At 41.9% G+C, this 26,275-nt stretch carries 19 protein-coding genes; 7 read left to right on the top strand and 12 right to left on the bottom strand.

Features of this window, described 5'->3' with window-relative positions:
- Positions 1-159: 159 nt before the first annotated feature.
- Entirely contained in the window at positions 160-726 is a 567-nt protein-coding gene (gene ahpC, locus JMW61_RS06600; RefSeq protein ID WP_197102143.1) for an alkyl hydroperoxide reductase subunit C, read from the bottom strand.
- 316 nt (positions 727-1,042) lie between these two features.
- Here ahpC and JMW61_RS06595 point away from each other — a divergent pair, with 316 nt between their 5' ends.
- Both JMW61_RS06595 and JMW61_RS06590 read left to right on the top strand, forming a co-directional pair.
- Positions 1,043-1,951: a hydrogen peroxide-inducible genes activator gene (locus JMW61_RS06595; protein WP_201550015.1), complete on the top strand. Its 909-nt coding sequence runs from the start codon at positions 1,043-1,045 to the stop codon at positions 1,949-1,951.
- Between the two features lie 23 nt (positions 1,952-1,974).
- Positions 1,975-2,667, top strand: coding sequence for an HD domain-containing protein (locus JMW61_RS06590; RefSeq protein WP_201550014.1), 693 nt, complete (start codon positions 1,975-1,977; stop codon positions 2,665-2,667).
- On the opposite strand, the gene JMW61_RS06585 is transcribed toward JMW61_RS06590, so the two are convergent.
- The 7 genes from JMW61_RS06585 to JMW61_RS06555 all read right to left on the bottom strand — a co-directional run bounded on the left by JMW61_RS06585 (position 2,641) and on the right by JMW61_RS06555 (position 11,618).
- Positions 2,641-3,243 (bottom strand): methyltransferase domain-containing protein, encoded by a 603-nt coding sequence (locus tag JMW61_RS06585; RefSeq protein WP_201550013.1) that lies wholly within the window; start codon positions 3,241-3,243, stop codon positions 2,641-2,643. The two genes, JMW61_RS06590 and JMW61_RS06585, sit on opposite strands and share 27 nt — an antisense overlap.
- A gap of 112 nt (positions 3,244-3,355) precedes the next feature.
- On the bottom strand, positions 3,356-4,018 hold the full coding sequence (locus JMW61_RS06580) for a M48 family metallopeptidase (protein WP_201550012.1): 663 nt from the start codon (positions 4,016-4,018) through the stop codon (positions 3,356-3,358).
- A gap of 25 nt (positions 4,019-4,043) precedes the next feature.
- Positions 4,044-5,696 (bottom strand): DUF1513 domain-containing protein, encoded by a 1,653-nt coding sequence (locus JMW61_RS06575; protein WP_201550011.1) that lies wholly within the window; start codon positions 5,694-5,696, stop codon positions 4,044-4,046.
- A gap of 3 nt (positions 5,697-5,699) precedes the next feature.
- On the bottom strand, positions 5,700-6,851 hold the full coding sequence (locus tag JMW61_RS06570; protein WP_201550010.1) for an imelysin family protein: 1,152 nt from the start codon (positions 6,849-6,851) through the stop codon (positions 5,700-5,702).
- Between the two features lie 116 nt (positions 6,852-6,967).
- Positions 6,968-8,635 carry a di-heme oxidoreductase family protein gene (locus JMW61_RS06565; RefSeq protein ID WP_227687374.1) on the bottom strand — a complete coding sequence of 556 codons (1,668 nt, stop codon included), beginning with the start codon at positions 8,633-8,635 and terminating at the stop codon, positions 6,968-6,970.
- A gap of 442 nt (positions 8,636-9,077) precedes the next feature.
- Entirely contained in the window at positions 9,078-10,538 is a 1,461-nt protein-coding gene (locus JMW61_RS06560) for an imelysin family protein (RefSeq protein ID WP_201550009.1), read from the bottom strand.
- 423 nt (positions 10,539-10,961) lie between these two features.
- On the bottom strand, positions 10,962-11,618 hold the full coding sequence (locus JMW61_RS06555; RefSeq protein WP_110924021.1) for an OmpA family protein: 657 nt from the start codon (positions 11,616-11,618) through the stop codon (positions 10,962-10,964).
- A gap of 431 nt (positions 11,619-12,049) precedes the next feature.
- Between JMW61_RS06555 and JMW61_RS06550 the strand changes: the two genes are divergently transcribed.
- The 5 genes from JMW61_RS06550 to minE all read left to right on the top strand — a co-directional run bounded on the left by JMW61_RS06550 (position 12,050) and on the right by minE (position 16,968).
- Positions 12,050-13,012, top strand: coding sequence for an acyltransferase (locus JMW61_RS06550; protein WP_201550008.1), 963 nt, complete (start codon positions 12,050-12,052; stop codon positions 13,010-13,012).
- A gap of 443 nt (positions 13,013-13,455) precedes the next feature.
- Positions 13,456-14,550, top strand: coding sequence for a hypothetical protein (locus tag JMW61_RS06545; RefSeq protein ID WP_201550007.1), 1,095 nt, complete (start codon positions 13,456-13,458; stop codon positions 14,548-14,550).
- A 146-nt stretch (positions 14,551-14,696) separates the two neighbouring features.
- On the top strand, positions 14,697-15,527 hold the full coding sequence (gene minC, locus JMW61_RS06540; protein WP_201550006.1) for a septum site-determining protein MinC: 831 nt from the start codon (positions 14,697-14,699) through the stop codon (positions 15,525-15,527).
- A gap of 332 nt (positions 15,528-15,859) precedes the next feature.
- Positions 15,860-16,672 (top strand): septum site-determining protein MinD, encoded by an 813-nt coding sequence (gene minD / locus JMW61_RS06535; RefSeq protein WP_110924025.1) that lies wholly within the window; start codon positions 15,860-15,862, stop codon positions 16,670-16,672.
- Positions 16,673-16,674: 2 nt separating this feature from the next.
- Entirely contained in the window at positions 16,675-16,968 is a 294-nt protein-coding gene (gene minE / locus JMW61_RS06530) for a cell division topological specificity factor MinE (protein WP_110924026.1), read from the top strand.
- Between the two features lie 263 nt (positions 16,969-17,231).
- Here the strand turns inward: minE and JMW61_RS06525 are convergent, their stop codons facing one another.
- The 4 genes from JMW61_RS06525 to JMW61_RS06510 form a co-directional block, all read right to left on the bottom strand.
- Positions 17,232-17,750 carry a cytochrome b gene (locus tag JMW61_RS06525; protein WP_197102163.1) on the bottom strand — a complete coding sequence of 173 codons (519 nt, stop codon included), beginning with the start codon at positions 17,748-17,750 and terminating at the stop codon, positions 17,232-17,234.
- A gap of 139 nt (positions 17,751-17,889) precedes the next feature.
- Entirely contained in the window at positions 17,890-18,387 is a 498-nt protein-coding gene (locus JMW61_RS06520) for a hypothetical protein (RefSeq protein WP_201550005.1), read from the bottom strand.
- Between the two features lie 17 nt (positions 18,388-18,404).
- Positions 18,405-19,409 (bottom strand): chemotaxis protein CheB, encoded by a 1,005-nt coding sequence (locus JMW61_RS06515; protein ID WP_197102165.1) that lies wholly within the window; start codon positions 19,407-19,409, stop codon positions 18,405-18,407.
- Positions 19,399-26,250: an Hpt domain-containing protein gene (locus JMW61_RS06510; protein ID WP_201550004.1), complete on the bottom strand. Its 6,852-nt coding sequence runs from the start codon at positions 26,248-26,250 to the stop codon at positions 19,399-19,401. The genes JMW61_RS06515 and JMW61_RS06510 overlap by 11 nt, the downstream gene beginning before the upstream one ends.
- Positions 26,251-26,275 lie beyond the last annotated feature (25 nt).

The following is a 26,275-nucleotide window of genomic DNA, read 5'->3' as shown; positions in this document are numbered from 1 at the left end:
TAATTTATGATTAAGCATTAAAAATACTGATTAGTAAACGACATAAAAAGACCCCATCAACTTATGCTGATGGGGTCTTTATTTATAGCATTGATATAGCTAATAACTCTATATCTAACACTACGAATATCTAAATGATTTGACTGATTAAGCCATTACTTAGATTTTACCAACAAGATCAAGACTTGGTTTTAGCGTTTCTTGACCAGCTTCCCAAGCTGCTGGGCAAACTTCGCCGTCGTTTTCACGAACGTACTGTGCTGCTTTCACTTTACGTAACATGTCTTTTGCACTACGGCCGATACCGCCAGCATGGATTTCAGCAACTTGAATCAAGCCATCTGGATCTACTAAGAACGTACCACGTTCAGCTAGACCAGCTTCTTCGATCATAACGTTGAAGCCACGAGTGATTTTACCAGTAGGATCGCCGATCATTGGATACTGTACTTTACCGATCGCGTCTGAAGAATCATGCCATGCTTTATGCGTGAAATGAGTGTCAGTTGATACTGAGTATACTTCTACGCCTAGGCCTTTTAGCTCGTCATAATGAGCTGCCATGTCTTCAAGTTCAGTTGGGCAAACAAAAGTAAAGTCGGCTGGGTAGAATAAGAAAATAGCCCAGCTGCCTTTTACGTCTTCTGAAGTGATGGTTTTGAACTCACCGTTTACATACGCATCTGCTGAAAATTCTGGGATTTCTTGATTGATGATAGACGCCATGATTGGCTCCTTTATAGTTAAGTTAATTGGAATTTTTTGGTATGGATGTTTCTGTTAAGCCTTTAGTACTTTGGGCTACCTGACAAACTATACGCGAATTCTATCGTTAATCCAGTTAAAAGTTTTTAATGTGATGTTTTGTTTTATTAAACTTGTTAAACTATTATCTCTATTTTTTATCATCAGTGCGTGATACGTCATTGACTATATAACACATAGATTACATTAAGGTGACACCAAGGTCAGATATCGAACGGATACACCAAATAAGTCACCACAGTGTACCCTGTTAAAAGCCCATTAATAGAGAGGTTTTATGATTACTTTACGTCAGCTTGAGTTTGCCTTAGCAGTGGCCAAACACCGTCATTTTAAACGTGCAGCGGAAGACTGTAACATCTCTCAGTCTGCGCTGAGCTTGGGTATTGCCGAGTTAGAAAAGCAGTTGGATACACAGATTTTTGAGCGTAACAATAAGCAAGTATTGATTACTCCTATTGGCGAGGACATTCTAACGCGGGCACAGCGAGTATTTTCTGAAGTTAGTGATTTGACCACACGTGCCCACAGCCATCAATCGCCGCTTGCATATCCGATGACCGTCGGCATCATTCCAACGATTGCGCCATACCTGCTACCGAAAGTATTGCCTGCCCTGCGAACTCACCATCCAGAGTTTCGCATGACCATCGTTGAGCAACAGACAGAGCGCTTGCTAGAGCAAGTACGTTACGGTCATATCGATACTGCTATTATTGCATTACCTTATGCGGTAGACGGGCTACATAGCTTTGAGTTTTGGAGCGAAGATTTCTTTGCCGTATTCCCAAAAGAGGACGTGCATGCCAAGCTTGAAACCATCAATGCAGATGAGCTAGCAACTGCCAATCTCATGCTGCTTGGCGAAGGGCATTGCTTGACCGACCAGACGCTCTCTGTCTGTCATTTTGATCGTGCACAGATGAAATCAAGCTTTTCAGATGCCAGTTTGAACACACTTATTCAAATGGCACTTGCCAATATGGGCACAACGTTGGTACCAGAGATGGCATTAGATCAGCTTCATCTACAAAACCAAAATGCCGTTGCGGTGCCATTAGCTGAGCAAGGCCCTCATCGCCATATTGCCTTTGTCACCCGTCTGAATTATGCCCGTGTCGATGATGTCAATCTGCTTGGCAAAGTATTCAAGCAAGCTTTTGAAGATGCGGCTAATAAAGCATAAATAGTAGATTATGAAGGGTAAATATGAACGAGTTGTCGCAAATGCACACTGAGCTGGGCAATCGTTTTTATTTTCATTTATCTGCTATCAGTGGTGATATCACGCCAGAAAATGCGCAAGCACTCTGGCAAGATATCTCTGTGCGTTATAGCGAACACCAGCGTGCTTATCATACGCTCGATCATATTCAGCAGTTATTTGGACAGTTCAAACAAATTAAGCACCACCTTAATGAGCCAGATATTATCGCATTGGCAATGTATTATCATGATGTAATATATGAGCCGACACACTCAGACAATGAGCTAAAAAGTGCAGAATTTGCGGTAGAGGTGTTAAGGCCTTATTTAAATGCTGAACAATGCCAACATATATATGCCCTGATTATGATGACTGCTAGCCATAAGATTGAAAATATCGATGCTTTGGTAGACCATGATCAATATAACGATGCAGCATATTTATTGGATATGGATTTAAGTATTTTGGGTGCCTCGTGGTCGGCATATGAGAAATATGCCAAAGCGGTACGCCAAGAATATTTGCATGTTTCAATGGCAGATTACTGCGTTGGACGAACGGAAGTCTTAAAAGGATTATTAGCGCATCCCAAACTCTATCTGACTGACCATTACTATGAGCAGTCAGAAACGCAAGCTCGGGATAATATCAAGCGCGAGATTAATTCGCTACTTCACTCGCAGCTTAACGAATAGCTCACTACCCTGCCGTGCAGGGTGCGAGTTATAGCTCGGCTTCATCGTTTCAATATCGAAAAGACTTTCAAAACGCTGTTGGTATTCTTCTTTTGTGCCACCGAACGGCGGTTCTTGTCGCCCAAAATCTCTATCAAACAGCAAGCCGATCAGCTTACCTTTAGGCTTTAACAACGCAGCCATTTGCTCGACATACTCATCTCGGCGTGCTGGATTTATCGCACAAAAAAACGTCTGCTCAAGCACCCAATCAAACTGATGTTGCTCAGGTGATAAACCAAAGAAGTCTGCACAGATTAAATGCTCAGTTGGAAAGTCAGGATAACGCTCAGAAAATGCTTCAATCGGGGCAGGTGCAAAATCAACCAAGGTAACATTGGTAAAACCTTGCTCATGTAGATAACCTACCTCGTATGCATTACCCGCACCCGGTACTAAAATCGTCTGACCTTTCGCAGATTCAGGTAATTGATCAATATAAGCTTTGAGCGGTGGTGATACCTCTCCCATATCCCAACCGATACTGTCTTGCTCATAACGCTGTTGCCAAAAATCAGCCTGATTGACACTCTCCATATGACATCCTTATCTATTTGGTTTAATCATTGAAACACAAACAATTACAACGGCATAAAACGCACCGTTCGCATCTATCATATCAGCCTTATTTATTTTCTGACGTATATCTTTAATCTAGCTGTCCCGTTTTACCTGCCAGCATATTATGCCAATGTTGATAATCTGGCATCGCTGTCGCTACTGTCTGCCAAAATGCAGAACTATGGTTGGCATGATGCAAATGACATAGCTCGTGAACGATGACATATTCGGTGCATTCAATGGGATAAGCGGGAAGATAGACAGATAACCAGACACGACGCACACGCGTATTGCAGCTGCCCCAGCGTGTATGCATTTTTTTTAGGCGTATTTCATTGGCACGGGCACCAACGATGGGTTGCCATTTGTCAAACAAAGAAGGGATAACGTCGGAGAGTTGTTTCCGATAATAGGTGATTGTGTCATCAGGGCTGAGTGTAAAGGACTGTGCTATGCCCCATAATAATAGCGGGCTATTGGCAGTTGAGGATTCGGTTAAGGTGTGCTGTTTACGCTTATATTGTTCCAATACTTGTGCATGGTTAGCCACTGCCCACGATACACGCTGAGCAACAGCCTGTGCAATCTGTGCAGCACTCATAGATACTGGCACAGAGACCATCAATAGGTAAGGTTTCAGACGAAAATTAATATTTTTGACACGTTTTTTAGTAACCTGTAGCTCAATGCCTGCTTGTGCCAGTTGTTGCTTGGCGAGTATTGATGACGATGTCGTATCCTGTAGCGCCATCGTTATCCCCTGCCTTTCTCATTTATCACAACAATGCCTGCAAGTGATTATCAAAAGACATCTTATGTCGCTTGCTGTCTTGAATAATTCGATCAGCTAACGCCATTGTCTCATCTAATTGTTCATCTGCTTGGTTTGCCGCTTGAGCCACATTCAAAGTTGTCAGCTGCCCTTGACCATCGCTAACGATAAAACCTAGTAGTTGATTGTCTGATAACTGCGCATTATGCCCGTTAGACTCGTTATAACTATCACGAGATGATACCGATGCCCCTGCGCAATCTGGCAAACTTACTGTATCAATCAGCGCACGAGTCGTTAAATCATAAATAGCCGCACATCCACCAATAGGTGTCGTTACGCATAATAGATTGCGCTCACTATCGACCGCCACACTGGCGATATACTGATGAAAGCGTTGCCATTGATTATTCGGCATCGTAAGCGGCTCAAAATCAGTATCACCGCGCTTATGTGTGAGCACTAATGGCACATTAATATGCCTCTCACCTTGGAACTGGATACCAATCATCACCGTACCATCGTCATGCATGGCTAAATGGCGGACGCTCATCTGATTATGCTCAGGAAGGACCTGTTCAAGCAATGTGCCGTCATGACGGTTCAGATACACCAGCGATGGTCGCATGGTATCTAAATTTAGCTCTTCACGAGAGGCTTGCTCAGTCTTAATACCACCATTCGCGATAACAAGCGTCTCGCCATCTGGATGCATAATTAGCTCATGTGGACCGATGCCATGTGAGTCAAACTCTGCAATTTTTTGATAGCCTTGATTGATATCATAAATACCAACTTTACCCGCTAAATCAACCGTATTATTTTCGGTGACATACAGCAACGTACCGTCCAAACTGTAGCAAGCATGACCATAAAAATGACGATCGACAGACGCTTCGATAGCATGCTTTACTTGACCATTTGCCGTATTCAATACCCAAAACTTTTCACTGGGACGGCGACCCATGACGACGACATCACGAGTTGCTTGGCTATGAGAGTCAGACAACACTGGCTGAACGACAATATCGTGCACACGCTCTGGCATGGTCGTTTGCCACACAATTTGGCGATCTGTATCGATGCCGACTACCCCATAGCCATCGATGCTTTCCTCATCGCTCGTTAAAGCGGCTGACTGTGGCATTGATGCGACACCACTCACCCAACATACGGGGCGTGCTAGCATGGTGGTGGTATGAACTGTAGAAAAATCTGCAACCACATCAGCACTATCAACTTGGCTATCAACACAACTATCGCCATCATAATCCATGCTCGATGGGTAGCTTTGATAAGCCTGATGCCAAGCATTGGTAGTCTGCTGATAGGCGTACTGTAGCCTTGATAAGTGCTGCGTAGCGGCTAACTGGGGTGACGTCAGTAATGATAGCTGTGATGACACCTGTAACGACAGTGACTGGAACTGCGTACCTAGTCCGACCACATAGTCTTGCAAACGCGCAGATGGATAGCGCTGCTTACGATAGCGATGGTGTATTCCAACCAACGCTGCCGTACTAAGCGCTGTCAATGCCGACGTTTTCAGCACTTCTGGCTTAAAGCATCTATCTAATAGGCTTAAGCGCTTGATACTGTTTATTTCAGTAGCGTCTATTTCGGTAGCTTCTTTTACTGTATCACCCTGTGTCTGCATCGCTTAATCACCATCTGTGCTATTAAATCCGACACGAATACCAAGTGTTGGAATCAATTGACGTTTAATGAGGCGAGTTATCGTCGTTAGATGATCATACAACGCTTGCTGCGAGTCTTTATCTGCCGTCGCCAAATCCTCTGGCATTTGCGCCAGTAGCGTGGTGGTTTCAGCCAGTTCGGTTGATAAATTATTACCCACTTCGCTGTCGTTATTACTGTTTAGTATTTCGGTCAATACTGGATCAGTCAGCACTTTATTCAATGTCGCAAGCTTCGCATTGATAATCGCGCGACTTTGTGCGGCAGTAGCAGCAGGTAGATGACCTTTCGCTTTACCAGTTAGACCCAATGGTTGATCGATGGCGTTAGACTTCATGGTTTCGACCAACGATAGCAAAGAGTTGAACCATTGGTTCAGTCCTTGGTCACTGTCAGCTACTTTATCGATTGCCAATAACTGCGTTGAATTCTGCTGCCAGTTTTTTTCAATTTCTTTTAGGCGCGTGCTCAACGCACTGCTTGCACTGATGACATAAGCACATTGACCAGCGTCTAAACTGTCATTCGCATATAGTGCTTCTTCTAGTCCTGGGACACCTTGAACAATCGCACTTTCGTTAGCGAGTTGCTCAGCGGTCAGCTGCGGGTTGGCAGTGATGAGATCTGCAACGCCACTATGTACCAAGCCACGTTCGTCAGGATAGTAATTGATATATAGATTACTCATGCTGGCAGTCGCAGGACCAAAGTTAATCATCTCAGCGCCCGCCCATGCTTGTGCTAAAACAAGCCATTGATCGCGCAGCGCTTGTAGTTCCTCACCACTGACTGGTCCTGACTGGCAATGCGTTTGTGCCAAATCATGCAGTAGGTCGCTTTGCTTGGCCACATCAGCATATGCTGGAATGACAATGTCATCAACCACATGGGTCAGATAAGCGGTTTCGGTATCAGTGCTGATGTCTACTGCATTAATCTTAGCAGTGATATCACCATTCTCTTCTGCTGGACTGCTAGCAGCAGCGCTGTCTTGCGCAACTTCTTGGCTGTCCGTCTCTGGTGCTTTATTGTCATCAGCAGGCTTAACACAGCTGATTAGCAATCCAGCGCTTAATGCAGATAACGCCATTGCCAAAGCATGGTTTATTTTCATAGGTTTCTCGGTATTTATATGAGTAATTATTTCAATCGTTGTATCTGTAATAGGGCAGATTATTTTATTAATATCTGCCCTATTTAGGTATTAAATGTAAATAAACAACCGCGCTTTTATAATGATTTTAAGAACGCATTTAATTCAGCACGCCCTTGTTTATCGAGTTTAAGTACTTCTTTCTGTTGTTTTTCAGACTCTCCACCATGCCATAGAACGGCTTCCATCAAGGTGCGAGCACGACCATCATGCAAAAACGTCGCTTGTGGATCCACAATCTGAGCAAGACCCACACCCCATAACGCAGGGGTACGCCATTCATAAGAATTGGCCAAAAATTCAACTTGCGCCTCTTTTGGTGGTAGCTTGCCAGCAATCGTACGGTCAGCAAGATCATCACCCATATCATGTATCAGCAGATCGGTATAAGGATAAATCACTTGTCCATGCTGCTCAAGACGATCATCGTCAGTTTTTGGCAACTGATATCTTGGTGTATGACAGCTCTGGCAGCCAATGTCATAAAAGCGTTTTTTGCCAGCCAAGACCAATTCAATATCCGCATCACGGCGATTTGGAACCGCTAGGTTACGAGTATAAAACTCTACAAACTTTGCCACGTCATCATTAACTTCAACAGGTGGTTTACCGTTACCTTGCTCATCAGCACCCGTCGTCGCATTCAGACAAGCGGTTTGCGTCGGCATACAAGACTCATTAGGGCGGATATTTGACGTTAGCCCCATGTCTTCATTAAAGGCACTTTGGTTTTGGGTAATCAGCTTGGTTTGTCCCGCTTTCCAACCAAAACGTCCGAGTGCATTTTTACCCGTTTGCGGATCCATAACCCAGTTGAATTTTCCGCTAATATCACCTTTTGACTTCATAGCTTGATTCTTGATAGCCTCATCTGGAATCTGCTCCAGTAGCCCAAGCCCAATCATAGGTAGAGCCACACGCGGTGATACCATCAATTCATCATCTAATTTACCGTAACCAGGTTGGGTTAGGTTAAAAGTAGGTGCACGTAACGTTTCGACGTAGCCATCAGCGAAAGTGACTGGCTTATCTGTCCACTGTACAGATATCCTAGCTTCAGCAGGCACACCTTGGATGCCACGATCCTGAAGCTGACCACCATACATGGGATGCACTACTTTTTCGATCAAAGAATCCCGTAACTGTTGACGCTGCTCATCAGTCGTCGCAGGCATAGCCAGACGAATAAGCAAGCTATCGGCATCATCATCGGCGTTCATAGGCGCATGACCACGCCCGTCTTTTACATGACAGGACTGACAAGCAGCAACATTAAATAATGCGCCCAGACCATCACGACTGTCTGTACTAGCAGGTGCGATGACCCACGGCTGCTTAAAGAACGCATTACCAATAAAAAACGAGCCTTTACGTGATGCCGTCAGATTGGATGAAGGCTTCGAGTAACTCTCTGCACTACTAATACTGATACCAGTATCACCGCCCTGTTTGATCTCTTGTGGGTCAAAACTTGCTAACTGCTGCATTGGCACGCCAGCGAGCGTTTCTATCGTCTCAATACGCTCAGGAGCGACTGCCTGGTTTTCACCATTTTCTACTGCAGCTTGTTCATCAGAACCATCAGACGTACTGTCATTCGGCTGACAAGCACTGAGAGACAGCGCACAGAAAATACCAATTGTCAGTTTTGACGGTACGTTTTTATTGATAAAAGAAGAATAAAATGAGGCAGGTTTTTTGATTTTTAAGACATTTGCGGTGTTCATAGAATTTGCGGTGTTCATAGAAAAGGTACCTTAGTTCTAGCATAGAACCATTAAAATCGCGGGCTATAAAGTTCTTCACTTTTAGTCGATAAGGCACAGCTAGACACCGACCTCTCAAGCTATTTTAATACGGCAAAAAAACACGTTGCCAACTTGGTCGACAACGTGCGTATTATACCTAAATTATTTTGCTAGGAAAATAATTCTCATTAGGGCGCGTCCTCATTTTAAAAATGGTAATAAAAATGAGATAAATTGCAGTCAAACAAGGAAAATAGCGCAGATAATATCGAGATATTAGTCAGCTATTTGACGCTGTTTGGCAAGATTTAGCCATTTTTAACCCATTTAGATAACTATCGATTGAATTGAGGACATGCCCTAGCTTATAGCGACTTATCAGGCATTATAAACAAATACCGTTGGGCTTCTGACATGCTGAGAATGTATAGCCCTCAACTTAAAATTGCGAACCTGCATCAGCGTCTAAATTATCGATACCCACTGCTTTTGCAGCATTTTCGATACCAACGGTCAGCTCTTGTAAACTAGTGATACCAGCCTCAACCCATCCACGGCGAACGTTTTGTTCTTCAGCAGAGATACCTTGCTTGCTTACTTGACCTGCAGTAGCAATCATTTGATCAATTTTGATACCTTCTTTTTCGCCTTTTTCAACAATCACGTTAAAGGCAGCTTCTACTTTAGCAAATTCTGTAACCAATTGATCAGCAGCCGCTTTGTTATCAGTATCAACGAGGTAGTCTTTTAGGCCATAACCGCCAACCGTTTTACCAGCGACTGTCTTGTAGTTACCGTTAAAGACATTTTGAATGCCGCGAGCATTATTGGCATAGCTTAGATGTGTTAAGTCACTGAAGCACTCATGCTCATCTTCGGTAGAGCCAGTAACGAAAGCAACCTGCATACGCTCAGAGGCAAGCTCACCCAATGCTAGGCTGCCCATTTGATACATAATCTGGCGTAGACCATTGTCATATTTACGTGCCATCAGATCGCTACGCAAGGTGTTTTCGCTCTCAGGCTGCCACTCGGCTTCCATCGCGGTTAAATCGTCTACTAGCAACTGCGTAGCAGATGTCAAAAACTCGCCGCGACGCTCACATATACTAGCATCATCATTGACAGTATCACCACTGGTACATTGACCTGCTTCTGTTGCATAGTCAGTCACAGGGCGATTACCGGCACCTTCGTTAACGCCATTGGTATCTTGACCCCATAGCATAAATTCGATGGCATGGTAGCCAGTCGTCACATTGGCTTCACTACCACCAATCTCATTCATCTCTGCTAACAGCTCAGGCGTAATAGTGCTGGTATCTTGATTGATGCTACCAACCGTAATAGTATCGCTATTGATGATATTATCTTGACTGTTGTACTCGCCTTCATAGCTGTCACTGACATAATCAATCAATGCTTCGTCAAGTGGCCAAGCGTTCATTTGTCCTTCCCAACCATCGATGCTACCAATGGCACGTTTGTCATTTGCAGTCACAAAACCTTCGTCAAAACGGAAAATCTCAGTTTGTGAGTACGGTTGGCGAGCGGCTTTATAAGCAGCTTTTGCCGCATCAAGGTTTTCTTGAGTTGGTGTTGCTACGTATGTTTCTACTGCAGTTTGCAACAATTTAGCCGTATCTAGCGAGTCTTTGTACGCAGCGTGTGCCATATTTGCATAACTACTGATCAGTCTGTCATTGTGCGCTTTATCAGCAGCTGATAGATCCGTATTGTCAGTAGCTTCTGCGTTTTGTACTTCTGTTTGAGTATCCGCACTAGTATCAGTATTTTCTTCGGTTTGCTTGGTACAACCTGACACCAATAACAACCCTGCAAGCGCAGCAGCTAAAGTAGTTGGTAAAGTCTTGCGGCTCATTACGGTAGTAATCGTCATACATATCCTCAGAATATAGCAAAAAAATTGGTTTTGATGAAAGAGCATCAATGATATTAGTGCATGTTACGGCAAGCTAGTTTATCCATGCATAGATTTTTTATTATGCATAACTAAAACATATAGTATTAAAACATTAAGAAAACTTTACAAATTATAGTAGTATTGATAATCATTATCAATATTTAATTTTGAACTGGTCTTTCACTAGCCTTTGAGCTGTAAAAGTAATCATATTGAAAGCACTATTTAAGCGCCTACCTACTATGCTGGTTTCATGCTATCGATACTTTATAGTCTAAAAAACACATCAAATCATCAAATTAAATCCACAAAAAAAGACCAGCTTATCGCTGATCTTTTTTATGAATAACGTTAGCACTTATAATGATTATATAAACAATCGTTATATAGAACTATTAATTAGTTTACGCTCTGTGGCGCATTAACAGTTAGCTCAACACGGCGGTTTTGCTGACGACCATAGTCAGTGCTGTTATCAGCTACTGGACGTGATTCACCATAAGCAACAACATTAACACGGTTAGAAGCAACACCGCGAGCCGTTAGATAGTTAGCAACTGAGTAAGCACGATCACGTGATAGACCCATGTTGTAAGAATCTGAACCTTGGCTATCAGTGTGACCTGCGATAGTAATCGTGTTTTGATTATACTGGTTCATGGTAGTAGCAAGCTTATCAAGCGTTGGCTTGAAAGATGAGCTTAGTGTTGAATTGTCAAAAGAGAATGTGATGCTACCTGGCATTACTAGATCGATGTTACCAGTTGTTGGGTTTTGTTCAACAGTTACACCAGTACCAGCCATTTGCTGCTCAAGCTGCTTGGCTTGACGATCCATATAGTAACCAACACCAGCACCTAAAGCTGCGCCAATAGCAGCATCACGACCAGTCTCATCGCCACCAGTCGCTTTAGAGATAGCGGCACCACCAAGTGCACCAGCTAAACCTCCAAGCGTTGTTTTATTCAAACTTTGTTGCCCAGTAGTTGGATCAGTAACACAACCGCTAAGAACTAAACCTGATGCTACTGCTGCAATCATTAATGTATTACGCATAATATTCCCTCTTAAGTTTAAAAAATTGTGCTTTTTATAAATATTGTTTATTAGTTGACGCTATGTACTTACATGCACTCTTCATCATTATGGCAATTGCAGTCTAACTATGTGTAATATTTTGTCACAACTATGTACGAGAAGTGAAGACTAACTTTTCATGATTCTAGCCATCAACATGAGACCTTTTGCTACTGACTATAAGGTGTTATCACAAGTCACGTTTGTATTCGTACACTATGATTTGTTTCTGCTAGAATTACGCTGCAGCAATACTCAGAGCCAAAAATATAAACAACCTTGCTAAATAAACACCCATATTCGTCGAAATTTTTAACTTTATTTACCTTTTTAAGCGTATCTGACGAAAGTATTACCAATAAAACTATGAACAACTTATAGACCAATGAGACTGACCTAAAAGGATTAGCATGCGACTGACCTCCACTATTAAAAAAATACACAAACGCACGCCTAAATTAGCAAAAGCAATCTCACTTGCGACGGCAACTGGTGTTATCGCAGCCAATAGTTTCGGTGGTAGTATTCCTCTATGGTTGATGGGCGTTGGGAAAATTATTACTGGTGCTTCTATTGCAGATAAAGCCGTGATAAAAATTGCCACTCATTGGATCAGTAGTAACAATGCTTTAATCGATAACATGTTGCCGCGTAAAGATTGGCGTATTAACTTACCCGATGATGTTCATATCAATGGCAAATATTTACTGGTCAGCAATCATCAGTCTTGGGTCGATACCAGTATCGTGCAGTACATTAGCGAAAAACGCCTGCCGCTGACACGGTTCTTTACCAAGTTTGAATTAATCTATATCCCCATTGTTGGTCAAGCTTTTTACTTTTTAGATTTTCCAATGATGCGCCGACATTCCAAAGAGGCTGTTGCGAAAAATCCTGCACTAAAAGGCAAAGACATCGAAGAGGCCAAACGCGCCTGTGCACTATTAAAAGACAAGCCGTTTACCTTATTAAATTACCTAGAAGGCACGCGCTTCGCCAAAGCCAAACACGCTAAGCAGCAGTCACCCTATACTCACCTGTTAAAACCAAGAGCGGGTGGCCTATCATTAGCAATTAACGCACTGGGTGAAGATATCGATGGCATGCTCGATATGACGATTGTTTATCCCGATGGTGTACCGACCTATAGTGATCTGTGGAAAGGCAATATCAAACGCTTGGGAGTCGATGTCAGATACATCGAGATACCTGATTCATTATTTGCTGGTATCAAAAACGGTGGCTACGAAAATGATGATGCTGTAAAGGCGCAAATGTTCGATTGGGTTGAGCAGATATGGCACGAAAAAGACCAACTCATTACCAATATGCTGGCTGATTTCGACACCAATCCCAAAATCAAAGATACTTAAAACCATTAGGAAAATAAAAACCAAACGGTAACCTTATTTAGCGCATATCAGTATCAAGATTAATCACTATTTTTTTAAACACTGACCTTAAATGATAACTCTTAAATAGTAATGCTTAATTATAATCAAAGATGGGTTGTTTTTTAGCCCTATTCATTGATAATGTGAACAGTCATGAGCGTATGACTTTCTAAATAATAGCGACTTTTATAACGCTATATTAGGGCGTATCATCAATTAGCACATTAATTCACTTAGTGGTCTTAAAATGGCTAAATTTTGATAAACATCGTTAGTAATTTTGCCAATATGTTCATATTAATGGCAATTTCTTCCTTGTTTATCTACAATTTTTCTCATTTTAAGCTTCACAATCTAGTTGATGACACGCCCTCGCTAAGCCGCTTACTTCTTATGCCATTTATTATTTATAAGGTTTGACTGTGCCCGCCTCTCCTACTACTAGCCCGCCGCTAGACTCAGCGTCATTACCGGACCAATCCCCTAATCAGTCGGATAATAAGCCGTCACGACCAAATCGCCCCAAGCCAAATCGCCTAAAGCTGACTTACGACATCGTAATGATGATCATCATCAGCATTGATCTCTTATTGATTAGTATTGATGCTATTTTAATGAGTAATTTTAGTGCTCATATCGCAGGATGGCTGACCATTGGTGAGGCTCTCAGTTGGTATCAAACCACCTTGCATGATCCTTTGCGTACTGCTGGTGGGTTCTTTACGATATTCTTAATCGTTGAGCTATTCCTGCGTTGGATGATTGCTATTAAAGAAAAAGCCTACTACCGCTGGTTCTTTTTTCCCTTTGTACACTGGTATGAAGTATTAGGTTGCTTTCCGCAACTACGCGCTTTACGTTTGTTTCGAGCAGTGGTCATCGGACGACGCTTATACCAGCTTGGCTACCAAGTGCTGCCGCAGCCGTGGATTAATCGCATCAAGTTCTATATCGACTTACTGTTAGAAGAGTTATCGGACCGTGTCATCTTGACAACCATCCAAAACTTTCGGCAAGAGCTGACCGACCCTGAAGCGCACAAATCATTTATTGAATCGACGATTTCACGAAATCGTGATGAAATCGAAGCGGTGTTGTTGTCTTTACTACGTACCGAGCTGACACCAAAATTGCAGGAATTGACGGCAGCATCAGGTGGTGGCAGTATCTTAGCCGCTGAGGTAGGAAATGCCATTGAAGAAGGCTTGGCCAATACGCCTGAACTACGTCGTTATCTACGCATGATTCCTATCGCTGGCAGTTTGATTGAATCGCAGTTGCAACATGTTGGGCATAATATAGGTGAAAACGTCGTTTACGCACTGAATCAACGTCTTCTTGACCCTAAGCTTCTCGACTCATTAATGGTCGCGATTGCCCGTGGTGTTGCACAAATAAATACGGATAATACAGCGCTAGATACTTTGATTTCGAGTATCATTGAAGACAGTTTGACTGAGTTTGAAGCGCAGGTGAAAGTGCAACAGTGGAAACACCAAGACATGCTTAACCTATAAGCCCTACTGCTAATAATATGCTTCGATGATAAAATAGTTTGGCAGAGTCATAACATAGATTAAAGTCATAGCACAAAACAGTATGGCTCCATAATAAAAACAGCACCGTGAACACAGCGATAGAATGAATTTTTGAGGATTTATATATGACAGTTTTAGATAGTGACAACCAGACCTCGAACGCCGCACCAACGCCAGCACTGGCATTTTATGGCAAGATGCTGACCTTTTCACGTTTGCAGTTCAATACAAATGATTTGAGCGCTATTGAATCACAGCTTAATGAGACTTTTAGCAACAAATCTAGCAACATTCCCATTCTTATTGATAGTGAAGTCGAACAAGATTTGTCAGTATTAGTGGAACTGTTGTGGTCATGTGGTCTACAGCCCATCGGCGTAGTCACGGGTATGATGGATTCTCAAGCGCGTGCGCAACGGTTGGCGATTTTCCCAGCCGACGGCAAACGTATCGAGCGTATCGTACCCACTAAAAAGCCCGCTATTCCAGTGAGTAAAGCCCCAGAAGACAGTAAAACAGACTCAGTCAATAATGACCCTGCGACTGCTGTCAACGAACCCATTACTGAGACAACCATATCTGATACATCAACAGAGTCACTAGCAAGTGATGATCATATCACTAGCCTAATCTATGACCAAATGCTACGCTCAGGACAAAGTCTCAATCACGTCGGTGGCGACTTGATTTTGACCAACAGTGTCAATAGCGGTGCTGAAGCGATTACGGACAATAGCCTACATGTCTATGGCCGTGCTCAAGGGCGTTTGGTTGCAGGTGCTACGGGTGACAAAGATGCTCGCATTTTTTGTCAGGTTTTCAATCCTTCACTGGTATCAGTTGCAGGTACTTATTGCTTACGAGATAACTTACCGCCCCATGTCGTTGATAAAGCCGTACAAGTAAGATTTGTAGAAGGTAAAGGCTTGGTGTTTACGGTGATAAGTGATACCTAATTTGAATAGCTTTTAAATAAACTCTCAAATACTATAGTAAGTTTATTTAACAAAACTGTTCTATGATGAATCACTGACTATGCCACTATTTGTACCTTTCATGAGTGTTTATTTTATTATTCATCATAGGCAGTATTGGCTAATAAATTTTAGGCAATATTACCTTGTAGCCTATATATGAGCAGTTTCCCTGCTTTAGTGCAGACTCGCTATAAATTTTTGTTTATTTATGCTAGGCTAGCTTCGCAGGTAGTGCATATATGCTATAAATGTAATATATAATTGCGCTATTTATATAAAGATATCCCATTGATTCATAGGAGTGTGCCATTGTGGCGAAGATAGTTGTAATCACTTCAGGTAAAGGCGGTGTGGGCAAAACCACAACAAGTGCCTCTTTTGCCGCTGGTTTAGCATTGCGTGGCTATAAAACAGTCGTTATCGATTTTGATGTGGGTCTACGTAATCTAGACTTGATCATGGGTTGTGAGAACCGAATTGTTTATGACTTTGTTGACGTTATTAACGGCAATGCACGTTTGTCTCAAGCGCTGGTTAAAGACAAACAGCTTGAAAACCTGTTCATCCTACCTGCCAGTCAAACGCGTGACAAAGACGCGCTGACAGATGAAGGTGTGGCAGAGATCATGGCTGAGCTGTCTAAACAGTTCGACTATATTATTTGCGATTCACCTGCTGGTATTGAACGCGGTGCTCAGTTGGCTATGTATCATGCTGATGAAGCGATCATCGTCACCAACCCTGAGATTTCTTCAGTACGTGACTCGGATCGTATTATTGGTATTTTGCAAAGTCAGACCAAAAAGGTTGAGGAAAACCAAGGCTCTGTACGTGAGCACTTGATTATTACTCGTTATAATCCTGAACGTGCAGCGGCTAATGAGATGATGGATATCGATACGATTTCTAATGATATTCTAAAAGTGCCTTTGCTTGGTGTTGTTCCTGAGAGCCATGCTGTGCTTGAAGCATCTAACCATGGCGAGCCTGTCATCCATTATACTGACTCGGTTGCTGGTCAGTGTTATGATGATATTGTCGCCCGTTTCTTGGGTGAAGAGCGTCCACTCCGTCATCTTGACGTGAAGAAGAAAAGTTTATTACAGCGCTGGTTTGGGGGTTAATGATGACTAAGAAAAAAGGATTTTGGAGTAGCCTATTTGGTACTGATGACAGCAATGGCACAGCAGGTAGCGCTAATTTGGCGACTGAACGCCTTAAGGTTATTGTTGCTAGTGAAAATCGCTTAAATAACCGTCTCACTGCTGATCGTATCGAAAAAATGAAGCGTGAAATTTTAGAAGTGGTTAATAAGTATGTCAATGGCGTGCAGATTGATGATGTCAATATCAATCATCGTTCTGAAGATAGCCTAGACGTACTAGAGATGAATATCAGCTTGCCTGAGCACAAAAAGTAAAGCTATCGTCATTCCGCTATGAAAATATTACTGCGTTAACCTCGCTTGAAGTATTAAACATACATCTACGCTCGGTTACCTTGTACTACTTTTAAATTGAATTGAATTGACATATAACAGCAGAGAGTTTCAATTGATGCTTTTATGCTGGATTTCAAAAAAGCTCTCGGTAATATTACCGAGGGCTTTTTTTGGTTTAAGTCATGACATTACTTTTGATAACACACAGAATTTTTTTTAACACACAGCTATTCTATAATTGACTATTTCATACGTGCTATAAGATTGTCTTTTTTGACAAACTGATGATATAAAGCTGCGCTAATATGGACAGCCGTAAAGGCAATAATAGCTTGCCAGATAACGTCCGTATGCAGGTTGTTATAGAAACGAGCCAAAGTTCTGTCTGGCGTGACAAATACAGGGATTTGGAACAAGCCAAAAATATCAACAGGTCGACCACCATAGACCGTCATCAGCAAACCAACCGTTGGCATTGCTATCAGCAAAGCATATAGTCCAAAATGCGACAAGTGAGACAATAATAACTGCCATTTTGGCATCGATATAGGTGGTGGTGCTTTAGTAAATACACGATTAATCACTCGTGCTATCATCCAAAACAATAAACTAACGCCAAAAGCTTTGTGCAGCCCAATATAAATATTACTATCAAGATTATTATTTAACAGCATCATTATCCACGTAATCAATAATAAAACTGCACTGATCCAGTGAAAAATTCGACTACTGACTGACCACTTCGAATTCGTATTACTCATGAGCTACCCTATCACCTTCATTACTAGTTGTCTGTCATCAGCAATATAGATAAAAACAGCTACTCATTTAGCATTCAAAAGCCATTGAGATGATTTAAACATTCAATTCATAGTAAATGAATGAAAAATAGAAGCGAATCTAGCTGCTTACATCAACCAACTGATGAGCAATTTTGTCTAAGTCTGGTACTAAATAGACTTTGTCCTCAATCATAACGGTCTGAAAAAGGTAGGATAGCATAACGTTTTCATTAAAGGGTACTGCTGTTTCGTTGATGTTTGTTTTATCGAAATTTTCAGGTACTTCTATATCTTTAACATCTGAAATACGTACTTGTAATTGGTGTAGCTCACCTGCCGTTTGCAACGCTAAACGATGCTCTGAGGTATTACCTTCTAGTACGATTATTTTATCTACTGCCTCATCTTGTGGTAGCAAATGAAACACGGCAACTTCTTGCTCTTGCCAATCATAAATTGATGTACGTTCATCATGCTCATCCACACTCAAAATCAGACTACTTGGAATCAACCAATCAGGCTGGTTGAATGCAGGAACAATAGTAACGTCAAGCATCCCGTTGGTAGTGGTCAACAAGCTCACAGCTTCAAACGAATGTTTCAAAATTTGTTTCATACATCACTCACAATAAGTTAGGGTGAAGAGGCTTTGACGGCTCTTTCGCCAATATAGTCTGTCAGTTTTTGTGCCAAATCTGTCGGACTACCAATAAAACCGCAATATCCTGAATCGATAATGGCCTGAGGCTGACTAGGACAGGCACTCATACTAGGGTCTTGCACCCAAAGTTGGCTATTGTTATCTTGAATGAGATCAAGATATTGAGACCCATCATTACCCATACCTGAAAATATGATGTTAATAAGATCACTACCATAAACGTCACTGGTGTTCTTCAGGATTTGACCGATGGCAGGTTTATACTCACCTTCCCAAGCTTGCTCTAACAGTATGACTCGACCTGTCGAGTCACAGACAATTTGTTTATCAATAGGTGCTATGAGACACTGACCGGCTCGCAAACGCTGCGAAGAAGTAATGACCTGACATTGCCAATCGTTATGACGATTTAGAATGCGTGGTAAGGTATCTATCATGGTTACATTAAAATGATGTGCCAATAAGATACAAACTGGCAGCGAGGCTGACAAATTGTCTAGAAACTCTTTGATCGCACTTGGACCACCCATAGAGGCGCCCAAAAAAACCACATAATGCCAATCGGTATCAGTACTATCATGCTTATGAACTGGTGCATCTATTAGCATAGGTAGTTCAAGCATTTGTGCAAGCTTACGTTTTAGCTTACGCTGCCATTTTGCATACTGCGTGGCTTCATTGAGATAAGGTGCCTGACTAAAGCCTACCAGTACTGCAGCAGGTTTAGATACGGTCGTTGCAGTCACAATATTATCATCGTAGTCACTATCTATCAGCCAGATATCAATGACCACATCAGAGAGTACAGTTTTTGCTTGCAACTGCGCCCGTGACATACACCCAACTAGAGTAAAACCACAGCTGCGGACAGTATCCGAAAATGCCATACGCTGATGATGGTCTTCTGCCACGACCATCACCTTAATATCATTCTTTTTTTTATTCCTCAGTGCCAAAACACCTGTATTATCCTTCATGAGTTAGACTGACCCTCTGACCCAGTATGTGCTGGATTTTATTGAGTAGTACTTGTTCTTGGAAAGGCTTACCCATGTAATCATTCACACCAATCTCTAGTGCACGCTCGCGATGCTTTTCACCAGTACGCGAGGTAATCATAATAATTGGGATATGCTGTAAGCGCTTGCTATATCTGACTTGGGTAGCCACCTCAAACCCATCCATACGTGGCATCTCAATATCTAACAATATCATGTCTGGTATCATATCTTGTAATATCTCAATCGCATCAACACCATCTTTCGCAAGCGCTACATTGAATCCTTGACGTTCTAAGAAGCGTGATGTTACTTTGCGTACGGTGACTGAGTCATCGACTACTAAGATAGTAGACTTAGCCTCTAAACCACTTCGTTTAAAGTCGATAGGTTGCGGTATATTTTGAGTCATCTGTGCATTTCGCATTAAAGCGATCAGATCCAAAATTAACATCACCGAGCCATCACCCATAATAGTAGCAGCTGAGATACCTGATAGATGTGATAGTTGTTGCCCTAAAGGTTTTACGACTACCTCAATACGTGATCCTGCAATCTGATCAACTTGCAACGCGATATTCTGTCCAGTACGGTTCTTAATAATAATGAGTGGTAAACTTGTATTGGTATTGACAACCAACTCGTTCAGTTTATTGCCCGACAAAATCTCATTCAAGTAGCGTACCCGATAGTCAACATTTTCAAAATTTAACGTTGAATCACCAGATTGGTAGTAGTCGTACAGCTTTTCTGGATTAACGCGAACCACGCGCTCAATCTGTACCAGTGGTATCGCATAATAACGATCTGCTGCACGCACAACCAAAGCATCAGATACAGCAACCGTAAGCGGTAGGCGCATCGTAAAACGAGACCCTTTACCGAGCTCTGAGACAACTGACACAGAACCGCCTAACTGACGGATTTCACTAATCACTACATCCATGCCTACGCCGCGTCCAGAAATCTGCGTCACTTGTTTACTGGTACTTAATCCAGCATTAAAGATGTATTGCATGATATCAAGGTCGGTTAGACTGGTATCACCAGCATCAATGAGCCCTTGAGAAATAGCTTTATTACGAACGGCTTCTACGTCGATTCCGCGACCATCATCCGTTAACTGAATGACAATTTCACCGCCTTCTCGACTGACTTCGAGAGTAATATGCCCACTACGTTCCTTACCTGCTCTGAGACGTGTCGAGGTATTTTCGATACCATGATCGACAGCATTACGTAGCATATGCTCAAGTGGTGAAGTCATACGCTCGAGGATGGTTCTATCCATCTCATCATCAGCATTAATGATCGTTAGCTCAACAGATTTATTAAGCTCATTCGCAGTTTGGCGTACAATACGTTCAAGACGTGGTGTCAGATGCGTAAATGGCACCATACGCGAGTTCATAAGACCGTCTTGTAGTTCAGTTTGTGTCCGTGATAATTGCAATAGTAGGCTTTCGCTATCACGTGTCTTTTCTAATAACGTATGATTAATATCAATTAAATCCGACGCTGACTCTGTCAAAGATTTTGATAATTGATTTAGAGAAGAGTACTGATCCATCTCAAGAGGATCAAAGTCTTCGTTTTGAATCAACTCATCATCTATTTGAGATAAAATTTGTGCTTCAAGTTCGATTTCCATTCGGCGTAACTGATCAGCCAATCGCTGCACCGTAATACCCATATCTTCGATGCTGTTAGTCAAGCTACTCATGCCCATGTCGATACGAGCACGGTTAATGGCTGACTCACCAGACAAGTTAATCATATGCTCAATCAAACCACCTGAGATACGAATCATTTCATTGTTGCTGGCACTCTGATCTTCTTCGCTTGTACTGAGGATCATAGATGGCATTTCACTAATATCTTTTGCCAAATATTGTGAATCTCGATTTTCTTTAGCGATCAAGATTGCTTCACGTTGAGACTGTAGAGACTCTTTAGGTACTTGCTTTAAACTATCAGGATTTTTGCTAAATTGCTGTAATGCCTCAATGAGTAACGCAGGCGTTGGCGGATTGACATGATGTCTAAGAATAGACACCGCATCAGCCAGCCAATCATGGCTGGCAACTAGTAATTCCAATACTTTTTTGGTGGCAGGGCGGCGGTTGTCTATAAAGTCTTGATAGACAGACTCCATCTCATGAGACAAATCTGCAATACCAGTAGCAGTGACCATTCGTGCACCACCTTTGATAGTATGCAAGTCACGCTGTAACGCTTGTAATGCTGTTCTATTGTCCGTGTTTTCTAAAAATAATTGCAGATACTTATTGCGATTGGTAAGGGCTTCTGCTTCTTCTAAAAATACCGCTAATATATCAGGGTCTGGTAAACCATTAGCCCATGACTGTTTAATCATTCTATCTAAGCTTGAGCTATCTAGTACATCATCTTTACTATGCGTACTGCTGACAACCTTACTTTGCGCCTCAGGTTCAAAATGATTTTTTGGTACAGGTATGATTAACTCTACCATTTCTGGCAAGACTCGTGCTTTTAGAAGCTGTTGTAACTGCTCAATAAGCTCTGATGCAAAAAATGATTTTTTATAGCTCACGATATGCATGACTTGCAATGACATTGTGTCCTGCACCATTTGCATAATGTCGAGCCATTGAGCTGTCGGTACTCGTCTGTTTTCTACAAATGCTTCATAAACACTTTCAGCTTCGTGGGTCAGATCACCAATACTGCGAATGCCCGCCATCCGTGCCCCACCTTTAATAGTGTGCAGATGACGTTGCAAAACTTTTAGAGCATTGACATTGCTAATATCTGCTCGCCACTTGTTAAAGCTCTCATCTAAAGCAGCGTCTAGCTCTTGCGCTTCTTCTAAAAATATTTCTAATAGCTCAGCATCAGTATCGATAGACTCAAGTTCTAGATCAGATGACGAGATGGCTCGAACCGCGAAAACATCCTCATCTTCACTGCCGTTATCCGCGTGGTAGATACTTTGTAGATTAGCCAGAACTTTCTGGTCTACCTTCAACGAGGTACTACCCGCTAGTGCATCAAACAAACCAACCAACTGAGCATGACCAGTATGCAAAATAGCTTGAATGTCCTTATCTCTTGCTTTTTCAGGATTATCGTTTAGATAGCTATAAGTGTTACCCAACTCATCAAGAATTGAGATGAACTTGGGAAATGGTTGTGCTTTATTGGTTAAATATTTTATTTGTGAGACTTGCTGATCTATATATTTCTGAATATTGGCTGTTTCAGCTTGGTTCAGCGCATCATCTAACTCCCACTGAGCATCTAACAATTCATCAATATTATCATCTAATAATTGCTCTATCGTCGGTTTATTATCAGACATCAACTCAGTATCACTAGCGACATGTTGTTTACCAAGCATCGCCTGTAATGAGGCTAGATCTTGTTGGCTTTGTACGTCTTCTATTAATATGTTTTTTGGTTGAACATTTTGCTTGTAACTGTTCAAATAACCATCCATGAGCGTAGATGACTTTGCTAATGCCTCTAAATGCTGAGCATTCATGGCTTTATCTTTTTGCTGTAACAACTCTAAACTATGCTCTATGGTCGCACTTACTTCACTAATAGCCGCAAGAGCACTAGAGCCAGAAGCACCTCTCAGAGTATGGAATGCACGTACAATATCATCCGTGACTTCAATATGAGGCTCATCTTGATGCTCATCAACGAATTGATCTATTTCCTGTAATAACTCTTCTGCTTCGTCGATAAAAATCTCAAAAAACTCTTTCTCTTCATCGCTTTGAGGCACGATGATAATAGATGCTTCTGCTATCATTTCATTAACAGAGTTAATCGTTTGCAGCGTAGCATCCATTTCTTTGTTGCTATTATCATGGACAAGATTGGCCTCACCTAGCTCAGACGACAACAGTGATGCTTGAGTACTTTCAAGATCGGACCCATTAGATACTATGTCATTCTGATGTAAAGCAGAATAGCTGAACTCATCACCATGCTGCTTACTATAAGCATTGGCGCAAGCAATCCAAAGTGGTAACGTCGCTGGGTAATCTTGACTGTCATTTTCAAACACGATTAGCATTGAAGGATAAGCAGCTAACACATCTGCAATAAGCTGACTCATATCTTCTGAAATGGCAATACTGTTATCTAAGATTCGATTGAGCATGTTTTCTATTGCCCAAGCCAACTCAGCAGTATAATTGGCACCTACCATGCGGCCTGAGCCTTTTAAGGTATGGAAACCGCGACGAATATCTGTCAACCCGCTTAAGTCACTTTGTGATAGACGCCAATTTTCATATAAAGGTACAATTTCAGCCAGCACTTCATTGGCTTCTTCTATAAATATCTCTTTAATATCAGGGTCTGCATCGTTAGCATCAGCTGCGAGCTGATCTGGAGCTTGCATGAATGGTACGAGTACTGCAGGAATCTCGATATCAGATAATGAAGCAGCTATATGTCCGCTTTCATCTTTATCATCTGTCGTTTGAGAGTCACAAATCGTATCGGGAGTAACTATCAACTCGGCTTCAACAGGCTCAGACATGCTTAACCCAGCATTCATGGGTTGCTGCGCCATTAAATTATGACTCTGTAGAACAGTAACAGCAGGGTCAAAACTCGGTGATTTCTGTGCTTCAAAATCTGTGACTAATGCAGGCAATTTTTTTGCTGTTTCAATGACTAAATCTACAACATTATCAGTGACAGGCAGTGTCTTATCTAAAAGACGATTGAGCAATTTTTCGATTGACCAAGCCATCTCACTGATACTAAAAGCACCTACCATACGGCCTGAGCCTTTTAAAGTATGGAAACCCCTACGCACTTCAGTTAGTGGTGTTAAATCTTGTGCATCCTGCTGCCAAATAGGTAGAAAGTCATCTAAATCAGCGATGACTTCAATCGCCTCTTCAATGAAGATGTCACGAATATCCGCATCCATCTCGAAGTTATCGGGCTGAACTTGCGTGCGAGCTTTCGTTAATAACTCACTCTCTAGACTATTACTCTCGACACCATCTTTCTCTTGCAAAAGAACATCATCAACACTGGTATCAGTCAAAGATTCAGCATGAATAGACTTAGCAGTAGTAGGAGCCAACTCACCACTATCATCGTAACGAATTACATTAGTTGCGGCTTGCTTTCGAGTAAGAAAAGTCTCTTTGACGGTGCTTGGTGCGGCAATATAGTCATTAAGCAGACCTGTGGCTTTAAGAGTGTACTCATATGCCTGAGTCAATAACTTTTGATCAAAAACCTGCTGCGCAAGATAGTCTAGTAGTAGCTCAATAGATGTCAATCCCTCAGCCAATGCCTGAGTGACGTCCCAACTAAGCGTTGCAATTTCATGAGCTGCCAACTGTGTAAACACGTTGGATAGCGCATTGATGGTTTCACGAATTTCTGGCAAACCCATATCAACAAAAGCATCACCAATCTTAGAAAAATCAGTAGCCGTAGGCAGCAAATGAATATCTTGACGTTGTACATATTCATGAAAGCTTTGCTTGACATCTTCTACTGCAATGCGAAGCTCACGCAAGTTACCATCGGTAGCATTCACAACCTGATTATTTTCAGCTTGTGTATCGATATCATCAGGTATAGTGACAAAAGTGGCGGCATCTCCGATTTTTAGAGATATCGTCTGTTCGGTATTATAGAGCGCATTATATAGTTCTTGAAGCTGACGCTCGATTTGCCATTGCTCTTGTGCAAACCCTGTTTCGGATGACAGTGCGTGCTCTAGATTTACCAGAATAGACTCTACTTGTGCGACATAATATATCCAACCTCGACTCTCGAGTTGATGCTGTATTTTTTGTAGAGGGTCTAAAATTGTGTCTGGGTTATCCAGATTAAAAATAAGTGTTTCAAGCTCATTGAGTATGCGCGGTAAAAAATGCGATACAGTAACCGCACTGTGCGGCAAATTATTTAGTATGGACTGAGTGCTTTTGCTATTTTGTGTAAGATTGCTTAATTCGATATATACTCTGATAATCAAGCTTCTAATAGCGTTCGACGAGAGTTCGGTTTGCTCCGCATAAAATTCTATCACTTGATCCAACTGACCCAACAGTGGAGCATAGTTTTCAGGTAGTGATGTCTCATTATTTACAAGATCGTTGAGCCATAAGTCTGTTAGATACCAAAGACGTTGCTCATCTTCATGCTGAGAGGTTTGCCATAAATATTGACTAACTCTGCCTAATACTTTTAATAAAGGAGATTCATTGGTATTGGCCACCAATAACGCTTGTACTTGCTGTCGCCAAACCAATAATAACTGTTGGTAATGATGATTTTCTAGATTTGTGGTCATTCTACTTTCTGGAAATACCACTTTAATATTATTAATGATATTTTCATCGGTAGTATGACTGCCTAAGCCTTCATTCTGGCTAGCTGCAAGCATCTCTAGGGACTCTGTCGCTATGCCTAGCTCTGATAGTGCGCGTGTAAGGTTATTATCAGCATTATTAATCAGCGTCGTGTTGTGACTAGTAGTACGCATATACTGATTCAGCTCACGCTCTAATAATCTATGAGCAAACTGACCGATACGACTGTTATTAATAGAAATACCATCGTGACCACTTGCCTCTACCAATAAACTCAGCTTATTGGCAAGATCTGCTAACAGAGGTAGGCGAATCATTGTTAGCGCGCCGCCAACTTGATGGTAGTTTTTCACCATCTGCTCGTGATTAATACTGTCATCGACTAGTTGCCAGCCATCAGATATCTGTGATAGTTGCTGATTAAATAGCGGCAATAACCACTCGAGCGTCACTATGTCATTGGGCTGGTTTTTCATAGGGTCATCCTAACTCGTCTAAGCA

The sequence above is a fragment of the Psychrobacter fjordensis genome (assembly GCF_904845995.1).
Taxonomy (GTDB): Bacteria; Pseudomonadota; Gammaproteobacteria; order Pseudomonadales; family Moraxellaceae; genus Psychrobacter; species Psychrobacter fjordensis.
The sequence above is the reverse complement of the archived record's forward strand: the minus strand, read 5'-3'. Positions and strand labels throughout refer to the sequence as shown.